Source organism: Streptomyces sp. NPDC048659 (genome assembly GCF_040650575.1).
Taxonomy (GTDB): Bacteria; Actinomycetota; Actinomycetes; order Streptomycetales; family Streptomycetaceae; genus Streptomyces.
The window spans coordinates 12008-28189 of the sequence record NZ_JBEZHM010000078.1; the positions used below are offsets into that span (position 1 = coordinate 12008).

At 70.8% G+C, this 16182-nt stretch carries 12 protein-coding genes; 9 read left to right on the forward strand and 3 right to left on the reverse strand.

Annotation, left to right across the window (positions count from 1 at the left end):
• Entirely contained in the window at nucleotides 1-3954 is a 3954-nt protein-coding gene (gene eccCa / locus AB0C99_RS35585; RefSeq protein ID WP_362483982.1) for a type VII secretion protein EccCa, read from the reverse strand.
• A 181-nt stretch (nucleotides 3955-4135) separates the two neighbouring features.
• Here eccCa and eccD point away from each other — a divergent pair, with 181 nt between their 5' ends.
• From eccD to AB0C99_RS35615, 6 genes are all read left to right on the forward strand, one after another.
• Nucleotides 4136-5611: a type VII secretion integral membrane protein EccD gene (eccD, locus tag AB0C99_RS35590; RefSeq protein ID WP_362483984.1), complete on the forward strand. Its 1476-nt coding sequence runs from the start codon at nucleotides 4136-4138 to the stop codon at nucleotides 5609-5611.
• A gap of 217 nt (nucleotides 5612-5828) precedes the next feature.
• Nucleotides 5829-6119, forward strand: a complete 291-nt coding sequence (gene rpsO / locus AB0C99_RS35595; RefSeq protein ID WP_128976159.1) for a 30S ribosomal protein S15 — start codon at nucleotides 5829-5831, stop codon at nucleotides 6117-6119.
• A 295-nt stretch (nucleotides 6120-6414) separates the two neighbouring features.
• Nucleotides 6415-8634 (forward strand): polyribonucleotide nucleotidyltransferase, encoded by a 2220-nt coding sequence (locus tag AB0C99_RS35600; protein WP_362483986.1) that lies wholly within the window; start codon nucleotides 6415-6417, stop codon nucleotides 8632-8634.
• A complete protein-coding gene (locus tag AB0C99_RS35605; RefSeq protein WP_362483987.1) occupies nucleotides 8631-10010 on the forward strand; it encodes a pitrilysin family protein in 1380 nt (459 codons plus the stop codon). Before AB0C99_RS35600 ends, AB0C99_RS35605 begins: the two co-directional genes overlap by 4 nt.
• Nucleotides 10011-10046: 36 nt before the next feature.
• A complete protein-coding gene (gene dapB / locus AB0C99_RS35610) occupies nucleotides 10047-10799 on the forward strand; it encodes a 4-hydroxy-tetrahydrodipicolinate reductase (RefSeq protein WP_362483989.1) in 753 nt (250 codons plus the stop codon).
• 4 nt (nucleotides 10800-10803) lie between these two features.
• Nucleotides 10804-11244, forward strand: coding sequence for a hypothetical protein (locus AB0C99_RS35615; protein ID WP_351667458.1), 441 nt, complete (start codon nucleotides 10804-10806; stop codon nucleotides 11242-11244).
• Between the two features lie 10 nt (nucleotides 11245-11254).
• Here the strand turns inward: AB0C99_RS35615 and AB0C99_RS35620 are convergent, their stop codons facing one another.
• Nucleotides 11255-11809: a hypothetical protein gene (locus AB0C99_RS35620; RefSeq protein ID WP_362483990.1), complete on the reverse strand. Its 555-nt coding sequence runs from the start codon at nucleotides 11807-11809 to the stop codon at nucleotides 11255-11257.
• A gap of 53 nt (nucleotides 11810-11862) precedes the next feature.
• Nucleotides 11863-12102: a hypothetical protein gene (locus tag AB0C99_RS35625; RefSeq protein WP_362483991.1), complete on the reverse strand. Its 240-nt coding sequence runs from the start codon at nucleotides 12100-12102 to the stop codon at nucleotides 11863-11865.
• A 173-nt stretch (nucleotides 12103-12275) separates the two neighbouring features.
• Between AB0C99_RS35625 and thyX the strand changes: the two genes are divergently transcribed.
• The 3 genes from thyX (at nucleotide 12276) to AB0C99_RS35640 (ending at nucleotide 15893) form a co-directional block, all read left to right on the forward strand.
• Nucleotides 12276-13016 (forward strand): FAD-dependent thymidylate synthase, encoded by a 741-nt coding sequence (gene thyX / locus AB0C99_RS35630; RefSeq protein ID WP_362483993.1) that lies wholly within the window; start codon nucleotides 12276-12278, stop codon nucleotides 13014-13016.
• 178 nt (nucleotides 13017-13194) lie between these two features.
• Nucleotides 13195-14094, forward strand: coding sequence for a 4-hydroxy-tetrahydrodipicolinate synthase (dapA, locus tag AB0C99_RS35635; protein WP_362483995.1), 900 nt, complete (start codon nucleotides 13195-13197; stop codon nucleotides 14092-14094).
• Between the two features lie 113 nt (nucleotides 14095-14207).
• Entirely contained in the window at nucleotides 14208-15893 is a 1686-nt protein-coding gene (locus AB0C99_RS35640) for a ribonuclease J (RefSeq protein WP_362483997.1), read from the forward strand.
• Nucleotides 15894-16182: the final 289 nt, after the last annotated feature.

The following is a 16182-nucleotide window of genomic DNA, read 5'->3' on the forward strand; positions in this document are numbered from 1 at the left end:
CTAGGAGCGGTCCGGCAGCCACCCCAGCTGCACCAGCGGCGTCCCGCGCTTGCGGGAGACGAAGGTGCCCCGGCCCGGAGGCATCGGCCGGGCGCGCACGTTGCCGAGGATGTCGCCCTCGCCCGGGTCGCCGGAGAGGATCACGCCCTGCGCGCCGAGCTCCTTCGCGCGCTGCATGAACGGCTCGTACATCGCCCGCGAGGCACCGGCCGCGCTGCGGGCCACGATGAAGCGGATGCCCACGTCCCGCGCGAACGGCAGGTTCTCCACCAGGACCTGGAGCGGATTGGCCGAGTTCGTCGCGACCAGCTCGAAGTCGTCGATCAGCACGTACAGCTGGGGACCCGTCCACCAGCTCCGGTCCCGCAGCTGCTGCGGCGTGATGTCCGGCTTCGGCGCGCGCTTGGTCATCACCGTGTTGATCGCGTCCATGTGCATCTGCATGGCCGACGCCATCGGCGCGTACTCCAGCAGGTGCGAGGGCGCCACCGCCTCCAGCATCGTGCGCCGGTAGTCGCCGACCACGATCCGCGCCTGCTCCGGGGTGTACCGCTCGCACAGCTGCTTGGCGATCAGCCGCAGCAGCGCCGTCTTGCCCGACTCGCTCTCGCCGAAGACCAGGAAGAACGGGTCCGACTCGAAGTCGACGAACACCGGCTCCAGATTGGTCTCGTCGATGCCGATCGCGATGCCGTGCTGCGGATACTCGAAGCCCTTCGGCAACTGCTCCGCCGGCAGCTTGCGCGGCAGCAGCCGCACCGCCGGCGCCGGGGCGCCCGCCCAGGCCGCCCGCACGGCCTCCACGAACGCGGCCGTCCCCTCCGACAGGTCCTCCGCCGAACTCGACCCGTCGATCCGCGGCAGCGCCCCCATGAAGTGCAGCTTCTCCGGCACCTGACCGCGCCCGGGCACCCCCGGCGGCACGTTCGCCGCGACCTTGCGGTCGAACTCCGAGTCCATGACGTCGCCGAGCCGCAGTTCGAGCCGCCCCAGCATCTGGTCCTTCAGCGCCGCCCGCACCTCCATGTACCGGGCCGCGGTGATCACCACGTGGATGCCGTAGCCCAGGCCGCGCGCCGCGATGTCCGAGACGACCGGCTCCAGCATGTCGTAGTCGTTGCGGAAGCCGCCCCAGCCGTCGACGACCAGGAACACGTCGCCCCAGAGCTCGCCCGGCAGCTCGCCCGCCGCGCGCTTGCGCCGGTAGGTCGCGATGGAGTCGATGCCGTTCGCGCGGAAGAACTCCTCCCGCCGGTTCAGCACCCCCATCACCTCGGCGACCGTCCGCCGCACCCGCTCCGGGTCCAGCCGCGAGGCCACCCCGCCGACGTGCGGCAGCCCGGCCAGCGAGGACATGCCGCCGCCGCCGAAGTCCAGGCAGTAGAACTGCACCTCGGCCGGTGTGTGGGTGAGCGCGAACGACGAGACCAGCGCCCGCATCAGCGTCGACTTGCCCGACTGCGGGCCGCCGACCACCATCATGTGGCCCGCCGCGCCCGAGAAGTCCCGGTACAGCACCTCGCGCCGCTGCTCGAAGGGCTTGTCGATCAGGCCGAGCGGCACGGTCAGCCCGCCGGGACGGGTGTACTCCGTCGCCGTCAGCCCCCGCTCCGCCGTCTGCGCGAGACCCGGCAGCAGCTGGTCCAGCGTCGGCGCCTGGTCCAGCGGCGGCAGCCACACCTGGTGCGCCGGCACCCCCTGCCCCTCCAGGCGCCGCACGATCACGTCGAGGACGGTGTCCGCGAGCGCGTCGTCCTCCTCCGCCCGCCGCGCCGCCAGATACGCCGGGTCGGGCGCCGCGTACACCACCGGCACCGGCGCGGCCGTGAACAGCGCGGGCAGCCGCTCGACCGGCAGCTGCCCGGCCTCCAGCCGCGGCCCGCCCGTGCGGTACGTCCCCGACACGTACGCCGCCTTGAAGCGGGTCATCTCGTCCGTGCCGAACTTCAGATAGCCCGAACCCGGCACCGAGGGCAGGTGGTAGGCGTCCGGCACGCCGATCGCCGTCCGCGACTCCGCCGCCGAGAAGGTCCGCAGACCGATCCGGTACGAGAGGTACGTGTCCAGACCGCGCAGCCGGCCCTCCTCCAGGCGCTGCGAGGCCAGCAGCAGATGCACGCCCAGCGAGCGGCCGATCCGGCCGATCTGGATGAACATGTCGATGAAGTCCGGCTTGGCCGTGAGGAGTTCGGAGAACTCGTCGATCACCAGGACCAGCGAGGCCAGCGGCTCCAGCGGAGCACCCGCCGCCCGCGCCTTCTCGTAGTCGTGGATGTTCGCGTAGTTGCCCGCCGACCGCAGCAGCTCCTGCCGCCGCTGCAGCTCGCCGCGGATCGCGTCGCCCATCCGGTCGACCAGCGTCAGGTCGTCCGACAGGTTGGTGATGACCGCCGCCACGTGCGGCATCTGCGACATGCCCGCGAAGGTCGCGCCGCCCTTGAAGTCCGCGAGGACGAAGTTCAGCGTCTCCGACGAGTGCGTCACCGCCAGGCCCAGCACCAGCGTGCGCAGCAGCTCCGACTTGCCCGAACCCGTCGCGCCCACGCACAGCCCGTGCGGGCCCATGCCCTCCTGCGCGGCCTCCTTCAGGTCCAGCATCACCGGCTGCCCGTCCTCGCCGACGCCGATCGGCACCCGCAGCCGCTCCGCGACCGACCGGGGCCGCCAGGTCCGGGCCACGTCCACCGAGCCCGCGTCGCCCAGGTTCAGCAGATCCGTGAAGTCCAGGTTGGCCAGCAGCGGCTCGTCGTCGTCCCCGCCGCCCATCCGCAGCGGCGCGAGCTGCCGGGCCAGCGCCTCCGCCGCCGGCAGCGACATCACGTCCGGCAGCCCCTCGTACGCGAAGCCGCCGCCCGACTCCAGCCGCAGCCGCCCCGGGTGCACCACCACCGACAGGCCGCCGCGCGGCTCGTCCAGCTCCCCGGAGACCACCTCCACGATGGTCACGCCCTGCAGCCCCTCGGCCGCCGCGAACAGCGAGTCCGGCGGCACCATCCCGCCGTCGAGCACCACCACCACGTGCGGCTGGTCCAGCACCGGCTGGTTCTCCCGGCTGAACCGGGGTCGCCCGTCCAGCCGCGAGCGCACCAGCTGCTCCAGCTCGCCCAGGTCGTCGCCGAACAGGCGCTTGGTGCCCGCCCCGTCGAGGGTCCCCGGCACCTGCGTGTGCGGCAGCCACTTCGTCCAGTCCCACCGCTCCTGCGCCCCGCGCGCCGCGACCACCGCCAGCATCAGGTCGTCGGGGGAGTGCAGGGTCACCAGCTGCGCCACCAGACCGCGCGCGGCGGACCGCGCCGACTCCGGATCACCGGAGACCGTCACGTGGTAGAACGCCCGCATCGACACCGCCATCGGCAGCCCGTCCAAGGTGCCGTGCACCGCCAGGAACTGCTGCATCGCGCCCGCGCACAGCGGCTCCAGCTCGTCCACCGGCGCGGTGTCCGGCGCCACCAGGGGAGTGGCCAGCTGCTGCGCGCCGAGCCCGATCCGCGCCTGCGCGAAGTCGTGGTCGCCGACCCGCCGCTCCCACAGCCGCGAGCCCTCCGCGACCACCGACCACAACTGCTCGGGCGCCGGGTGCAGATAGAGCTGCGCGTCCCGCTGACGGCGTGCCGTCCGCCGCACCGTACGCCGGGTCTGCGCGAGGTATTTGAGGTAGTCCCGCCGCACATCGGCCATTTGCCCCTGCGTACCGCGACGGAATCTCACGAACTGTGCGATCGCCATCGCGACCGTCGACGCCAGCATCAGGACGCCCATGATCCGCATGATCGGCGAAGGTGTCATGAAGAAGAAGACGACCGACGAGCCCATGCCCAGCATCGGCAGGAGCTGCATCAGCGCGGACTCCTGCTGCCCGCGCGGAAGTTCCGGCGGAGACTCCAGGACCAGTTCCTCGCCGGGGACTTCCGGCGGAAGCGACCTCGGCGGGCGTTTGACGACGATCTGGCTCACCGGCGCATCAATCCCTCGTTACGGGCGGGCTCGTGAGGAAGCTGCCGCACCCGCGCCCCCGTCGGCTGTGTTCCGTGCGGACTCCCCCGTGAGTGCAGGATCCTACTTGCAGCCACCCGAGGGGGACCCCGGTAGGGTGGCGCCGCACTGTGCGCAACCGCGAATCAGGGGGACCAGACACGTGAGTACGACCGCAGCGACCGGCTTCTGCCGCGTCACCGTCGTCGCGCCGGACAGCCGCATCGACGTCGCGCTCCCCGAGGACATCGCCGTCGCCGACGTCCACCCGGAGATCCTCCGGCTCACCGGGCAGACCCAGCCGGCCGGCGCCCCCACCGGCTACCACCTGGTCCGCCGCGACGGCTCCGTCCTCGACGGCGCCCGCACCCTCGCCGCCCAGCAGGTCCTCGACGGCGAGGTCCTCTCGCTGCGCCCCTTCGCCCAGTCCCTGCCCCCGGCCGTCTTCGACGACGTCTCCGACGCCGTCGCCTCCGCCGTCACCCGCGACCGGCACCTGTGGAGCGACGAGCTGCTGCGCGGCGCCGGACTCGCCGGCGGCGTCCTCCTCCTCGTCCTCATGGGCTTCGTCCTCTGGTACGCCGACCCCCTCCGGCACGACATGCACAGCCTGCCCGGCGTCATCGCCGGCGCCGTCGGCGTGCTGCTCACCGCCTTCGCCGGTGTCCGCGCCCGGGTCTACGGGGACCGCGCCACCGCCGTCGCGCTCGGCCTCGGCGCGCTGCCGCTGCTGCTCATCGCCGGCTCCGGCATCATCGCCCCCGACGCGGGTCAGGGCCCCGGCCGGCTCCAGTTCCTGCTCGGCTGCGTCACCGTCCTGGTCGCCTCCGTCGCGCTCGTCGCGCTCACCCCGAGCGGCGACGCCCCCTTCGTCGCCGCCACCTTCCTGGCCACCGTCGGCACCCTCGCCACCTTCCTGGCGATCCTCACCGAGGCGTCCGCCACCGGCACCGCCGCCGTCTGCGTCCCCGTCGCCATCGGCCTGGTCGCCTTCCTGCCCGGCCTCTCGGCCCGCTTCGCCCGGCTCCCCATCGGCTACGCCGCCCCGCGCAGCGCCGCCGAGGACGAGTTCCTGCCCGACCCCCGGCAGGGGGCCCAGCACGAGGCCCAGCCCGTGGACGGGGAGCGGATCGCGCTCCAGGCCCGCCGCGGCCACGAGATGCTGCTCGGCCTCGTCGGCGGCTGCGCGGCCGTCGTCGTGGGCTCCGCCGCGGTCCTCGGCTTCACCGGCAACGTCTGGGGCCAGCTCCTCGCCCTCGCCGCCGGCCTCGCGATGCTGCTGCGCGCCCGCCTCTTCCGCTACACCTCGCAGGTCGCCTGCGTGCTGGTGGCCGGCCTCGCCGCGATCGCGCTGCTGATCCTCGGGCTCTCCCTGAACCCGCCGGCTGACCTGGTGAAGGACCTCGTGCTCTACGGGGACCGCGGCGGCCTCGACGTCCGTACGATCTGGCTCACCGCGGCCGTCGCGGCCGGTGCCGCCCTGGTCACCGCCATCGGCCTGATCATCCCGCGCAAGGGCCTCTCGCCCTTCTGGGGCCGGCTGCTCGACCTCACCGAGGGCTTCGTCCTGCTCTCCCTGGTCCCGCTCTGCCTCGCCGTACTCGACGTGTTCATGGCGGCCCGCTCGATGACGAGCTAGCCCCCGCCCCGGCCTCCCGCCCGGGATCACCCGAACGGCCCTCACCGGCGACCTGGTACGCTGTGTGACGGCCGTTTGTGTACGCGCTCCCGGAAACACCCTTCTCAGGGCTCGGGGAGCAGCGCTCATCGGACCTTCGCCCGCGAGTCACGGAAGATTCCCCTGAGATCCAGACCAGGGGCACTCGTGGGCGCACGAACACCAAGAGGAGATCCGCGTGGCTCTCGACGCCGCTGTCAAGAAGCAGATCATGGCCGAGTTCGGCACCAAGGAGGGCGACACCGGCTCCCCCGAGGTCCAGGTCGCGATGCTGTCCCGCCGCATCTCGGACCTGACCGAGCACCTCAAGACCCACAAGCACGACCACCACTCCCGTCGTGGCCTGCTGATCCTGGTCGGCCAGCGCCGCCGCCTGCTGCAGTACCTGGCCAAGAAGGACATCCAGCGCTTCCGTACGCTGGTCGACCGCCTCGGCATCCGCCGCGGTGCGGCCGGCGGCGCCAAGTAAGACGCCGTGAAGGGAGCGGTTCCCACATTCAGGGGGCCGCTCCCTTTGCTGTACGTGCGAAAGGTGCACGGCGGACCGTAGGCTGGTGCCACAACCGCACGCACAACAGCACAGACGAAGAGCGGGGAGCCGCCTGCGACGCCGCCGGTCCTCGGTAGTGGCCCCCGGGCAAGAGATCCCGGGAGCTTCGATCGAAGACCGGCCCGCACCCAGCACGCCTCTCCGCCTCCGTCGACACCGTCCCCGGCCACACGGGCCGATGGACGCAAAGACGAACACGTAGGAGAAACCGCTAGTGGAGAACGAGACCCACTACGCCGAGGCCGTCATCGACAACGGCACCTTCGGCACCCGCACCATCCGCTTCGAGACCGGCCGTCTGGCCAAGCAGGCCGCCGGCTCCGCCGTCGCCTACCTGGACGACGACACGATGGTCCTCTCGGCGACCACCGCCTCGAAGCGCCCCAAGGACCAGCTCGACTTCTTCCCCCTGACGGTGGACGTCGAGGAGCGGCAGTACGCGGCCGGCAAGATCCCCGGCTCGTTCTTCCGCCGTGAGGGCCGGCCCTCCGAGGACGCGATCCTCACCTGCCGCCTGATCGACCGCCCGCTGCGCCCCTCCTTCAAGAAGGGCCTGCGCAACGAGATCCAGATCGTCGAGACGATCATGGCGCTCAACCCCGAGCACCTGTACGACGTGGTCGCGATCAACGCCGCCTCCGCGTCGACGATCCTCGCGGGCCTGCCCTTCTCCGGCCCCATCGGCGCCACCCGCGTCGCCCTGATCAAGGGCCAGTGGGTCGCGTTCCCGACGCACACCGAGCTCGAGGACGCCGTCTTCGACATGGTCGTCGCCGGTCGCGTCCTGGAGGACGGCGACGTCGCGATCATGATGGTCGAGGCCGAGGCCACCGAGAAGACCATCGAGCTCGTCAAGGACGGCGCCGAGGCGCCGACCGAGGAGGTCGTCGCCGCCGGTCTCGAGGCCGCGAAGCCCTTCATCAAGGTCCTCTGCAAGGCCCAGTCGGACCTCGCCGCCAAGGCCGCCAAGCCCACCGGCGAGTTCCCGGTCTTCCTCGACTACCAGGACGACGTCCTGGAGGCGCTGACCGCCGCCGTCAAGGGCGAACTGACCAAGGCGCTCACCATCGCGGGCAAGCAGGAGCGCGAGGCCGAGCTCGACCGCATCAAGGAGATCGCGGCCGAGAAGCTCCTCCCGGCCTTCGAGGGCCGCGAGAAGGAGATCGGCGGCGCCTACCGCGCGCTCACCAAGAAGCTGGTCCGCGAGCGCGTCATCAAGGACAAGGTCCGCATCGACGGCCGTGGCCTGACCGACATCCGTACGCTCGCGGCCGAGGTCGAGGCCATCCCGCGCGTGCACGGCTCGGCGCTGTTCGAGCGTGGCGAGACCCAGATCCTCGGTGTCACCACCCTCAACATGCTCCGCATGGAGCAGCAGCTGGACACCCTCTCCCCGGTGACCCGCAAGCGCTACATGCACAACTACAACTTCCCGCCGTACTCCGTCGGCGAGACCGGCCGCGTGGGCTCGCCCAAGCGCCGCGAGATCGGCCATGGCGCGCTCGCCGAGCGCGCCATCGTGCCGGTGCTGCCGACCCGCGAGGAGTTCCCCTACGCGATCCGCCAGGTGTCCGAGGCCCTCGGCTCCAACGGTTCGACGTCGATGGGCTCGGTCTGCGCCTCCACCATGTCGCTGCTGAACGCCGGTGTGCCCCTCAAGGCCGCCGTCGCCGGCATCGCCATGGGCCTGATCTCCGAGGAGATCGACGGCCAGACGCACTACGTCGCCCTCACCGACATCCTCGGTGCGGAGGACGCCTTCGGCGACATGGACTTCAAGGTCGCCGGCACCAAGCAGTTCGTGACCGCGCTCCAGCTCGACACCAAGCTCGACGGCATCCCCGCCTCGGTCCTGGCCGCCGCGCTGAAGCAGGCCCGCGACGCGCGTCTGCACATCCTCGACGTGATGAACGAGGCGATCGACGTTCCGGACGAGATGTCCCCGAACGCGCCGCGCATCATCACCGTCAAGATCCCGGTGGACAAGATCGGTGAGGTCATCGGCCCCAAGGGCAAGATGATCAACCAGATCCAGGAAGACACCGGCGCCGAGATCACGATCGAGGACGACGGCACCATCTACATCGGTGCCCAGCAGGGCTCGCAGGCCGAGGCCGCCCGCGCCACGATCAACGGCATCGCCAACCCGACCATGCCGGAGGTCGGCGAGCGCTACCTGGGTACGGTCGTCAAGACCACCACCTTCGGTGCCTTCGTCTCCCTGCTCCCGGGCAAGGACGGCCTCCTGCACATCTCGCAGATCCGCAAGCTCGCCGGTGGCAAGCGCGTGGAGAACGTCGAGGACGTGCTGGCGATCGGCTCCAAGGTCCAGGTCGAGATCGCCGAGATCGACCAGCGCGGCAAGCTCTCCCTGATCCCCGTCCTCGCGGACGAGGACGGCGCCGAGGGCGACAAGGACGACGCTGCCAAGTGACGTCCCGTAGTTCCCGCGCGACGGCCCGCCCCTCTTCGGAGGGGCGGGCCGTCGCCCGTACCCAAACGCTTCTCCCGGGCAGGGACGGCATCGGCACCGTCCGGCGCACCACCCTCCCCGGCGGCCTCAGGATCGTCACCGAGACCCTTCCCTCGGTGCGCTCCGCCACCTTCGGCATCTGGGCCCACGTCGGCTCCCGCGACGAGACCCCCACGCTGAACGGTGCCACCCACTACCTGGAGCACCTCCTCTTCAAGGGCACCGGCAGCCGGTCCGCCCTCGACATCTCGGCCTCGATCGACGCGGTCGGCGGCGAGATGAACGCCTTCACGGCGAAGGAGTACACCTGCTACTACGCCCGGGTCCTCGACACCGACCTGCCGCTGGCGATCGACGTCGTCTGCGACATGCTCACGGGCTCGCTCATCCTCGACTCCGACGTGGACGCCGAACGCGGCGTGATCCTCGAAGAGATCGCGATGACCGAGGACGACCCAGGCGACATGGTGCACGACCTGTTCGCGCAGACCATGTTCGGCGACACCCCGCTGGGCCGCCCGGTCCTCGGCACCGTCGACACGATCAACGCGCTCACCCGGGACCAGGTCGCCCGCTTCTACAAGAAGCACTACGACCCGACCCACCTGGTCGTCGCCGCCGCGGGCAACGTCGACCACGCCACGGTGGTACGCCAGGTCCGCCACGCCTTCGAGAAGGCCGGCGCCCTCACCCGTACCGACGCCGTCCCGATCGCCCCGCGCGACGGGCACCGCACCCTGCGCACCGCGGGCAAGGTCGAGCTGCTCGGCCGCAGGACCGAGCAGGCCCACGTGGTCCTCGGCATGCCGGGCCTGGCCCGCACCGACGAGCGCCGCTGGGCGCTCGGCGTGCTGAACACGGCCCTCGGCGGCGGCATGTCCTCCCGCCTCTTCCAGGAGGTCCGGGAGAAGCGCGGCCTGGCGTACAGCGTCTACTCGTACACCTCCGGCTTCGCCGACTGCGGCCTCTTCGGGGTCTACGCGGGCTGCCGCCCCAGCCAGGTCCACGACGTGCTGCGGATCTGCCGGGACGAGCTCGACAAGGTCGCCGCCGACGGGCTCACCGACGACGAGATCGCCCGCGCCATCGGGCAGCTCTCCGGTTCGACCGTGCTCGGCCTGGAGGACACCGGGGCGCTGATGAACCGCATCGGCAAGAGCGAGCTGTGCTGGGGCACCCAGATGTCGGTCGACGACATGCTGACCCGGATAGCTGCCGTCACCCCGGACGACGTACGGGAAGTGGCCCGCGATGTACTGGAGCGGCGGCCCTCGCTCGCGGTGATCGGCCCGCTGAAGGACAAGCAGGCCGACCGCCTCCACCAAGCGGTCGTCTGACCCGCCTTTCCCTCGTCACCCAAAGGAACCAGAGCAATGAGCAAGCTGCGTGTGGCGGTCCTCGGAGCCCAGGGCCGCATCGGCTCCGAGGCGGTCAAGGCCGTCCGGGCCGCCGAGGACATGGAACTGGTCGCGGCCCTCGGCCGCGGCGACAAGCTGGAGACCCTGGTCGAGGCGGACGCCCAGGTCGTGGTCGAGCTGACCACACCAGCCTCGGTCATGGAGAACCTCGAGTTCTGCGTGGGCCACGGCATCCACGCGGTCGTCGGCACCACCGGCTGGACCGAGGACCGCCTCGCGCGGCTGGACGCCTGGCTCGCCGCCTCCCCGGAGACCGGCGTCCTGATCGCCCCGAACTTCTCCATCGGCGCGGTCCTCACCATGAAGTTCGCGCAGATCGCGGCGCCGTACTTCGAGTCGGTCGAGGTCGTCGAGCTGCACCACCCGCACAAGGTGGACGCCCCCTCCGGCACCGCCACCCGCACCGCCCAGCTCATCGCCAAGGCCCGCGCCGAGGCCGGCCTGGGCGCCCAGCCGGACGCCACCGAGACCGGCCTGGAGGGCGCGCGCGGCGCCGACGTCGACGGCGTCCGGGTGCACGCGGTCCGCCTGGCGGGCCTGCTGGCCCACCAGGAGGTGCTGCTGGGCGGCGAGGGCGAGACCCTGACGGTCCGCCACGACTCGCTGCACCACTCCAGCTTCATGCCGGGCATCCTGCTGGGCGCCCGCCGCGTGGGGGGCACCCCGGGCCTCACGTTCGGCCTGGAACACTTCCTGGACCTGGGCTGAGGTCATGGGCGGAAAGATCACGTACGTCTTCCTCGCCACCGTCCTCGTCCTCGTCTTCGGCGTGGTCGGCATGGAGGGCGTCCTGCTCCTGCTGACGGGCGAGCCGGCCGCGATGGGCATGGGCGCCGTGGCGTTCCTGCTCCCGCTGGTCGGCGCCTGGTTCCTGTGGAAGAACACCCGCTTCGCGCGCCGGGCCAACCGGCTGGCCGCGGAGCTGGAGGCCGAGGGCGGGCTGCCCGTCGACGAGCTGAAGCGCACCGAGGGCGGCCGGATCGACCGTGACTCGGCCGACGAGGTCTTCGCCCGGCGCAAGGCCGAGACGGAGGACTCGCCGGACGACTGGCGCTGCTGGTTCCGGCTGGCCGTGGCGTACCACGACGCCCGCGACACCCCGCGCGCCCGCCAGGCGATGCAGCGGGCGATCACCCTGCGCGAAGCGGCCTGAGCCGCCGCCCCTAGCGGGCGGCTGCCCCCGCGTACTCCGCGTTCCACGCCTCGACCGTGTCGGCGGCCCGGTCGAACGCCTCGACGCGGGAGAGGAAGTCCGAGTTGTGGTCGGTGAGCAGCTGCGTCTGCTCGCCGCCATGGCGTACGAGCATGAGGGCCTGGCCCTGGACGGTGCGGGGGAGTCCCAGCCAGCGCACCGGCTGCTGGGCCGTGCGCACCGCGGAGACCTTCGGCCACGGCACGGTCCGGGTGCGGAGGAAGCCGGTCCGGCGCACCCCGGCCCGGCTCACCCACACGCCCATGCGCAGCAGGCGCAGGGCGGCGGCGATGATCAGCACGGCGACGCCGAAGGTGAACCCGGCACCGCCGAGCGCTCCGGCGGCGGCGATGATGACGGCCGCCAGCAGCACGAACGAGGCGAGCAGCAGGGCGAGCGCCGCCATGCCGACCCGCCACGGTCCGGGCCGGTACGGGCGACGCCACTGATCGTGGTCGTCGAAAGGCAGCGCGATGTCGTCGTTCGCGTCGAATGCACGGTCGGCCGTCAGGAAGGGCAGGGGCACGACAGGTCCTCACTCACAAGCACGTTCGGTGGGCTGTGCCCGGTGAGGCTACCTCAGCGTCCGTCGGAAGCCTCGGACTGCTGCTGATGGGAGCCCGTGCTCCCGGACTGCAGGGAGGGCATCCCGAAGACGAGCGACCCGACGAGGCCCGCCACCACCGTCAGCCCGATCAGCGTACGGCCCAGCACCTGCGACGGGGTGAGGCGCTCGCGCGGCGGCGGAGTGACGTTACTGCGGAAGCGGTCGGACTCCGCGACGAACGCGAACGGGACGGCCTCTCGCCGGCGCAACATCAGGGTCACTCTCCTCGGATTCGGTGGTGATGACGTCTGTCACAGGTACAGACGAGCGAATCGAGGGTTTGGTGCCGTTTTTCATCAAAGCGGCCGAATCTCCTCCTTGAGGAGGAGGCGTCTCCACGGGACTACAGTGGACGACTGCAACGCCCCGACTGGAAGGACCGCCGGTGACCGACAGCCCCACCGAGAACCAGAAGATCGACTTCCGGAGCGACGTCACCGTCGACCTGGTCAAGAGCGCGGCCGGCGACTCGGACGTGCTCTGGGCGGCGCGGGTGTCCACGGCGGGCGAGCAGTCCCTCGAAGAGCTCCAGAAGGACCCCGAGCGCTCCAAGGGCCTGATCAACTACCTGATGCGGGACCGTCACGGCAGCCCCTTCGAGCACAACTCGATGACCTTCTTCATCAGCGCCCCGATCTTCGTCTTCCGCGAGTTCATGCGGCACCGGGTGGGCTGGTCGTACAACGAGGAGTCGGGCCGCTACAGGGAGCTGGAGCCGGTCTTCTACGTCCCCGACACCTCCCGCAAGCTGGTCCAGGAGGGCCGCCCGGGCAAGTACGTCTTCGTCGAGGGCTCCGAGGCCCAGCACGAGCTCGCCGGGCGCGCCATGGAGGACTCGTACCGCCAGGCGTACGCCGCCTACCAGGAGATGCTGGCGGCGGGCGTGGCCCGCGAGGTCGCCCGTTCGGTCCTCCCGGTCGGCCTGTTCTCCTCGATGTACGCCACCTGCAACGCGCGCTCCCTCATGCACTTCCTCGGGCTGCGCACCCAGCACGAGCTCGCCGCGGTCCCCTCCTTCCCGCAGCGGGAGATCGAGATGGTGGGCGAGAAGATGGAGGAGCACTGGGCGCGGCTCATGCCGCTGACCCACGCCGCCTTCAACAAGAACGGCCGTGTGGCCCCGTAGAGCACATAAGTACGAACTTCTCCCGCGAAGTGTCCGTATTGCGACGTTTCACGAAGTTCATCTAGGCTGATCAAACGGACCCGGCACTGCTTGAACCCCCGAGCAGGCAGTGCCGGGCTCCCTTTCTCACGTCCCCCTAGGGGGCACCCGGCGCTGAGCAGCGAGTAGCGTGTTACCCATGGCTCCGATCTCCACTCCGCAGACCCCCTTCGGGCGGGTCCTCACCGCCATGGTCACGCCCTTCACGGCGGACGGCGCACTCGACCTCGACGGCGCCCAGCGACTCGCCTCCCACCTCGTGGACGCAGGCAACGACGGCCTGGTCGTCAACGGCACCACCGGCGAGTCCCCCACCACCACCGACGCGGAGAAATCGCAGCTCGTACGGGCCGTACTGGAGGCGGTGGGCGACCGCGCCCACGTCGTCGCCGGCATCGGCACCAACGACACCCACCACACCCTGGAGCTCGCCCGCGCCGCCGAGCGCGACGGCGCGCACGGCCTGCTCGCCGTCACGCCGTACTACAACAAGCCCCCTCAGGAGGGCCTGTACCGGCACTTCTCGGCCATCGCCGATGCCACCGAGCTCCCGGTGATGCTCTACGACATCCCCGGCCGCAGCGGCGTCCCGATCGACACCGAGACGCTCGTCCGGCTCGCCGAGCACCCCCGCATCGTCGCCAACAAGGACGCCAAGGGCGACCTCGGCCGGGCCAGCTGGGCCATCGCCCGCAGCGGCCTGGCCTGGTACTCCGGCGACGACATGCTGAACCTGCCGCTGCTCTCCGTGGGCGCCGTCGGCTTCGTCTCCGTGGTCGGCCACGTGGTCACCCCGGAGCTCCGCTCCCTCCTCGAGGCCCACCTGGCCGGCGACGTCCAGAAGGCCACCGAGATCCACCAGCGGCTCCTCCCGGTCTTCACCGGCATGTTCCGCACCCAGGGCGTCATGACCACCAAGGCCGCCCTCGCCCTCCAGGGCCTCCCGGCCGGCCCGCTGCGGCTCCCGCTCGTGGAGCTGAGCGACGAGGAGACCGCACAGCTCAGGCTGGACCTCGCCGCCGGCGGGGTAGAGATCTGAGAACAGACTTCACAACTGAAGACACGTAACTGAAAAAACACACAGCAAGTGCACGAATGTCATGCGCGCCACGTGCCCGAGCCGGCACGTGGCGCGTGTGGTGAGGAGAGACTTTGAGCCATCCGCATCCTGAACTCGGCACCCCGCCGAAGCTCCCCAAGGGCGGCCTGCGGGTCACCCCGCTCGGCGGCTTGGGTGAGATCGGCCGGAACATGACGGTCTTCGAGTACGACGGCCGCCTGCTGATCGTCGACTGCGGCGTCCTCTTCCCCGAAGAGGAGCAGCCGGGCGTCGACCTGATCCTGCCGGACTTCACCACCATCCAGGACCGCCTCGACGACATCGAGGGCATCGTCCTGACCCACGGCCACGAGGACCACATCGGTGGTGTGCCGTACCTGCTCCGCATGAAGCAGGACATCCCGCTCATCGGCTCCAAGCTGACCCTGGCCCTCATCGAGGCCAAGCTCCAGGAGCACCGGATCCGCCCGTACACCCTTGAGGTGGCCGAGGGCGACCGCGAGCGGCTCGGCCCCTTCGACTGCGAGTTCATCGCCGTCAACCACTCCATCCCCGACGCGCTGGCCGTCGCCATCCGCACCCCCGCGGGCATGGTCGTCCACACCGGCGACTTCAAGATGGACCAGCTGCCGCTGGACAACCGCCTCACGGACCTGCACGCCTTCGCGCGCCTGAGCGAGGAGGGCATCGACCTCCTGCTCACGGACTCGACGAACGCCGAGGTCCCGGGCTTCACGGCGCACGAGCGGGACATCTCCAACGTCCTGCGCAACGTGTTCGCCAACGCCCAGAAGCGCATCATCGTGGCCAGCTTCGCCAGCCACGTGCACCGCATCCAGCAGATCCTGGACGCCGCCCACGAGTACGGCCGCAGGGTCGCCTTCGTCGGCCGCTCCATGGTCCGCAACATGGGCATCGCCCGTGACCTGGGCTACCTGAAGGTCCCCGCCGGCCTGGTCGTGGACGTCAAGACCCTCGACGACCTCCCGGACGACGAGGTCGTGCTGGTCTGCACGGGCTCCCAGGGCGAGCCGATGGCCGCCCTCTCCCGGATGGCCAACCGCGACCACCAGATCCGGATCGTCCCCGGCGACACGGTCATCCTGGCCTCGTCCCTCATCCCGGGCAACGAGAACGCGGTCTACCGCGTGATCAACGGCCTGACCCGCTGGGGCGCCAACGTCGTCCACAAGGGCAACGCCAAGGTCCACGTCTCGGGCCACGCCTCGGCCGGCGAGCTGCTGTACTTCTACAACATCTGCAAGCCGAAGAACCTCATGCCGGTCCACGGCGAGTGGCGCCACCTGCGCGCCAACGCCGAGCTCGGCGCGATGACGGGTGTCCCCAAGGACCACATCGTCATCGCCGAGGACGGCGTCGTCGTCGACCTGGTCGACGGCCGCGCCCGCATCACCGGCAAGGTCCAGGCGGGCTACGTGTACGTGGACGGCCTCTCGGTCGGCGACGTCACCGAGTCCTCCCTGAAGGACCGCCGGATCCTCGGCGAGGAGGGCATCATCTCGGTCTTCGTCGTGGTGGACTCCACCACCGGCAAGATCGTCAGTGGCCCGAATATCCACGCCCGGGGCTCCGGCATCGAGGACGCCGCGTTCGACGCGGTCCTCCCGAAGGTCGGCCAGGCCCTGAACAAGTCCGCCCAGGACGGCGTGATGGAGCCGCACCAGCTCCAGCAGCTGATCCGGCGCACGGTCGGCAAGTGGGTGTCCGACACCTACCGCCGCCGGCCGATGATCCTCCCGGTGGTCGTGGAGGTCTGACGGACCGGCACGCACCGGGAGCGGGGCGCCTCGATTTGCATCGGGGCGCCCCGCTCCAGTACGTTTACGGCTCCGCCAGAACGGGAACCGCCGAGCGCCACAGTGCGCCGGTACGGAAACCGGGAGGCGGGAAACTCCGACTCAGAACTTCTGATAAAGTCGGAACACGCCGGAAGGCCCCGGGAAACAAATTCGGGACCGGAAAGCACCGAGGAAATCGGATCGGAAAGATCTGATAGAGTCGGAAACGCAAGAACGAAGGAAGCGCCCGGAGGAAAGCCCGAGAGGG

Bases quoted from the DNA above. Each gene is read 5' to 3' on its own strand.
- AB0C99_RS35625 (WP_362483991.1), bottom strand. From the start codon at position 12,102: ATGTTGCGCCGGCGAGAGGCCGTCCCGTTCGCGTTCGTCGCGGAGTCC.
- dapB (WP_362483989.1), top strand. From the start codon at position 10,047: ATGAGCAAGCTGCGTGTGGCGGTCCTCGGAGCCCAGGGCCGCATCGGC.
- AB0C99_RS35615 (WP_351667458.1), top strand. From the start codon at position 10,804: ATGGGCGGAAAGATCACGTACGTCTTCCTCGCCACCGTCCTCGTCCTC.
- dapA (WP_362483995.1), top strand. From the start codon at position 13,195: ATGGCTCCGATCTCCACTCCGCAGACCCCCTTCGGGCGGGTCCTCACC.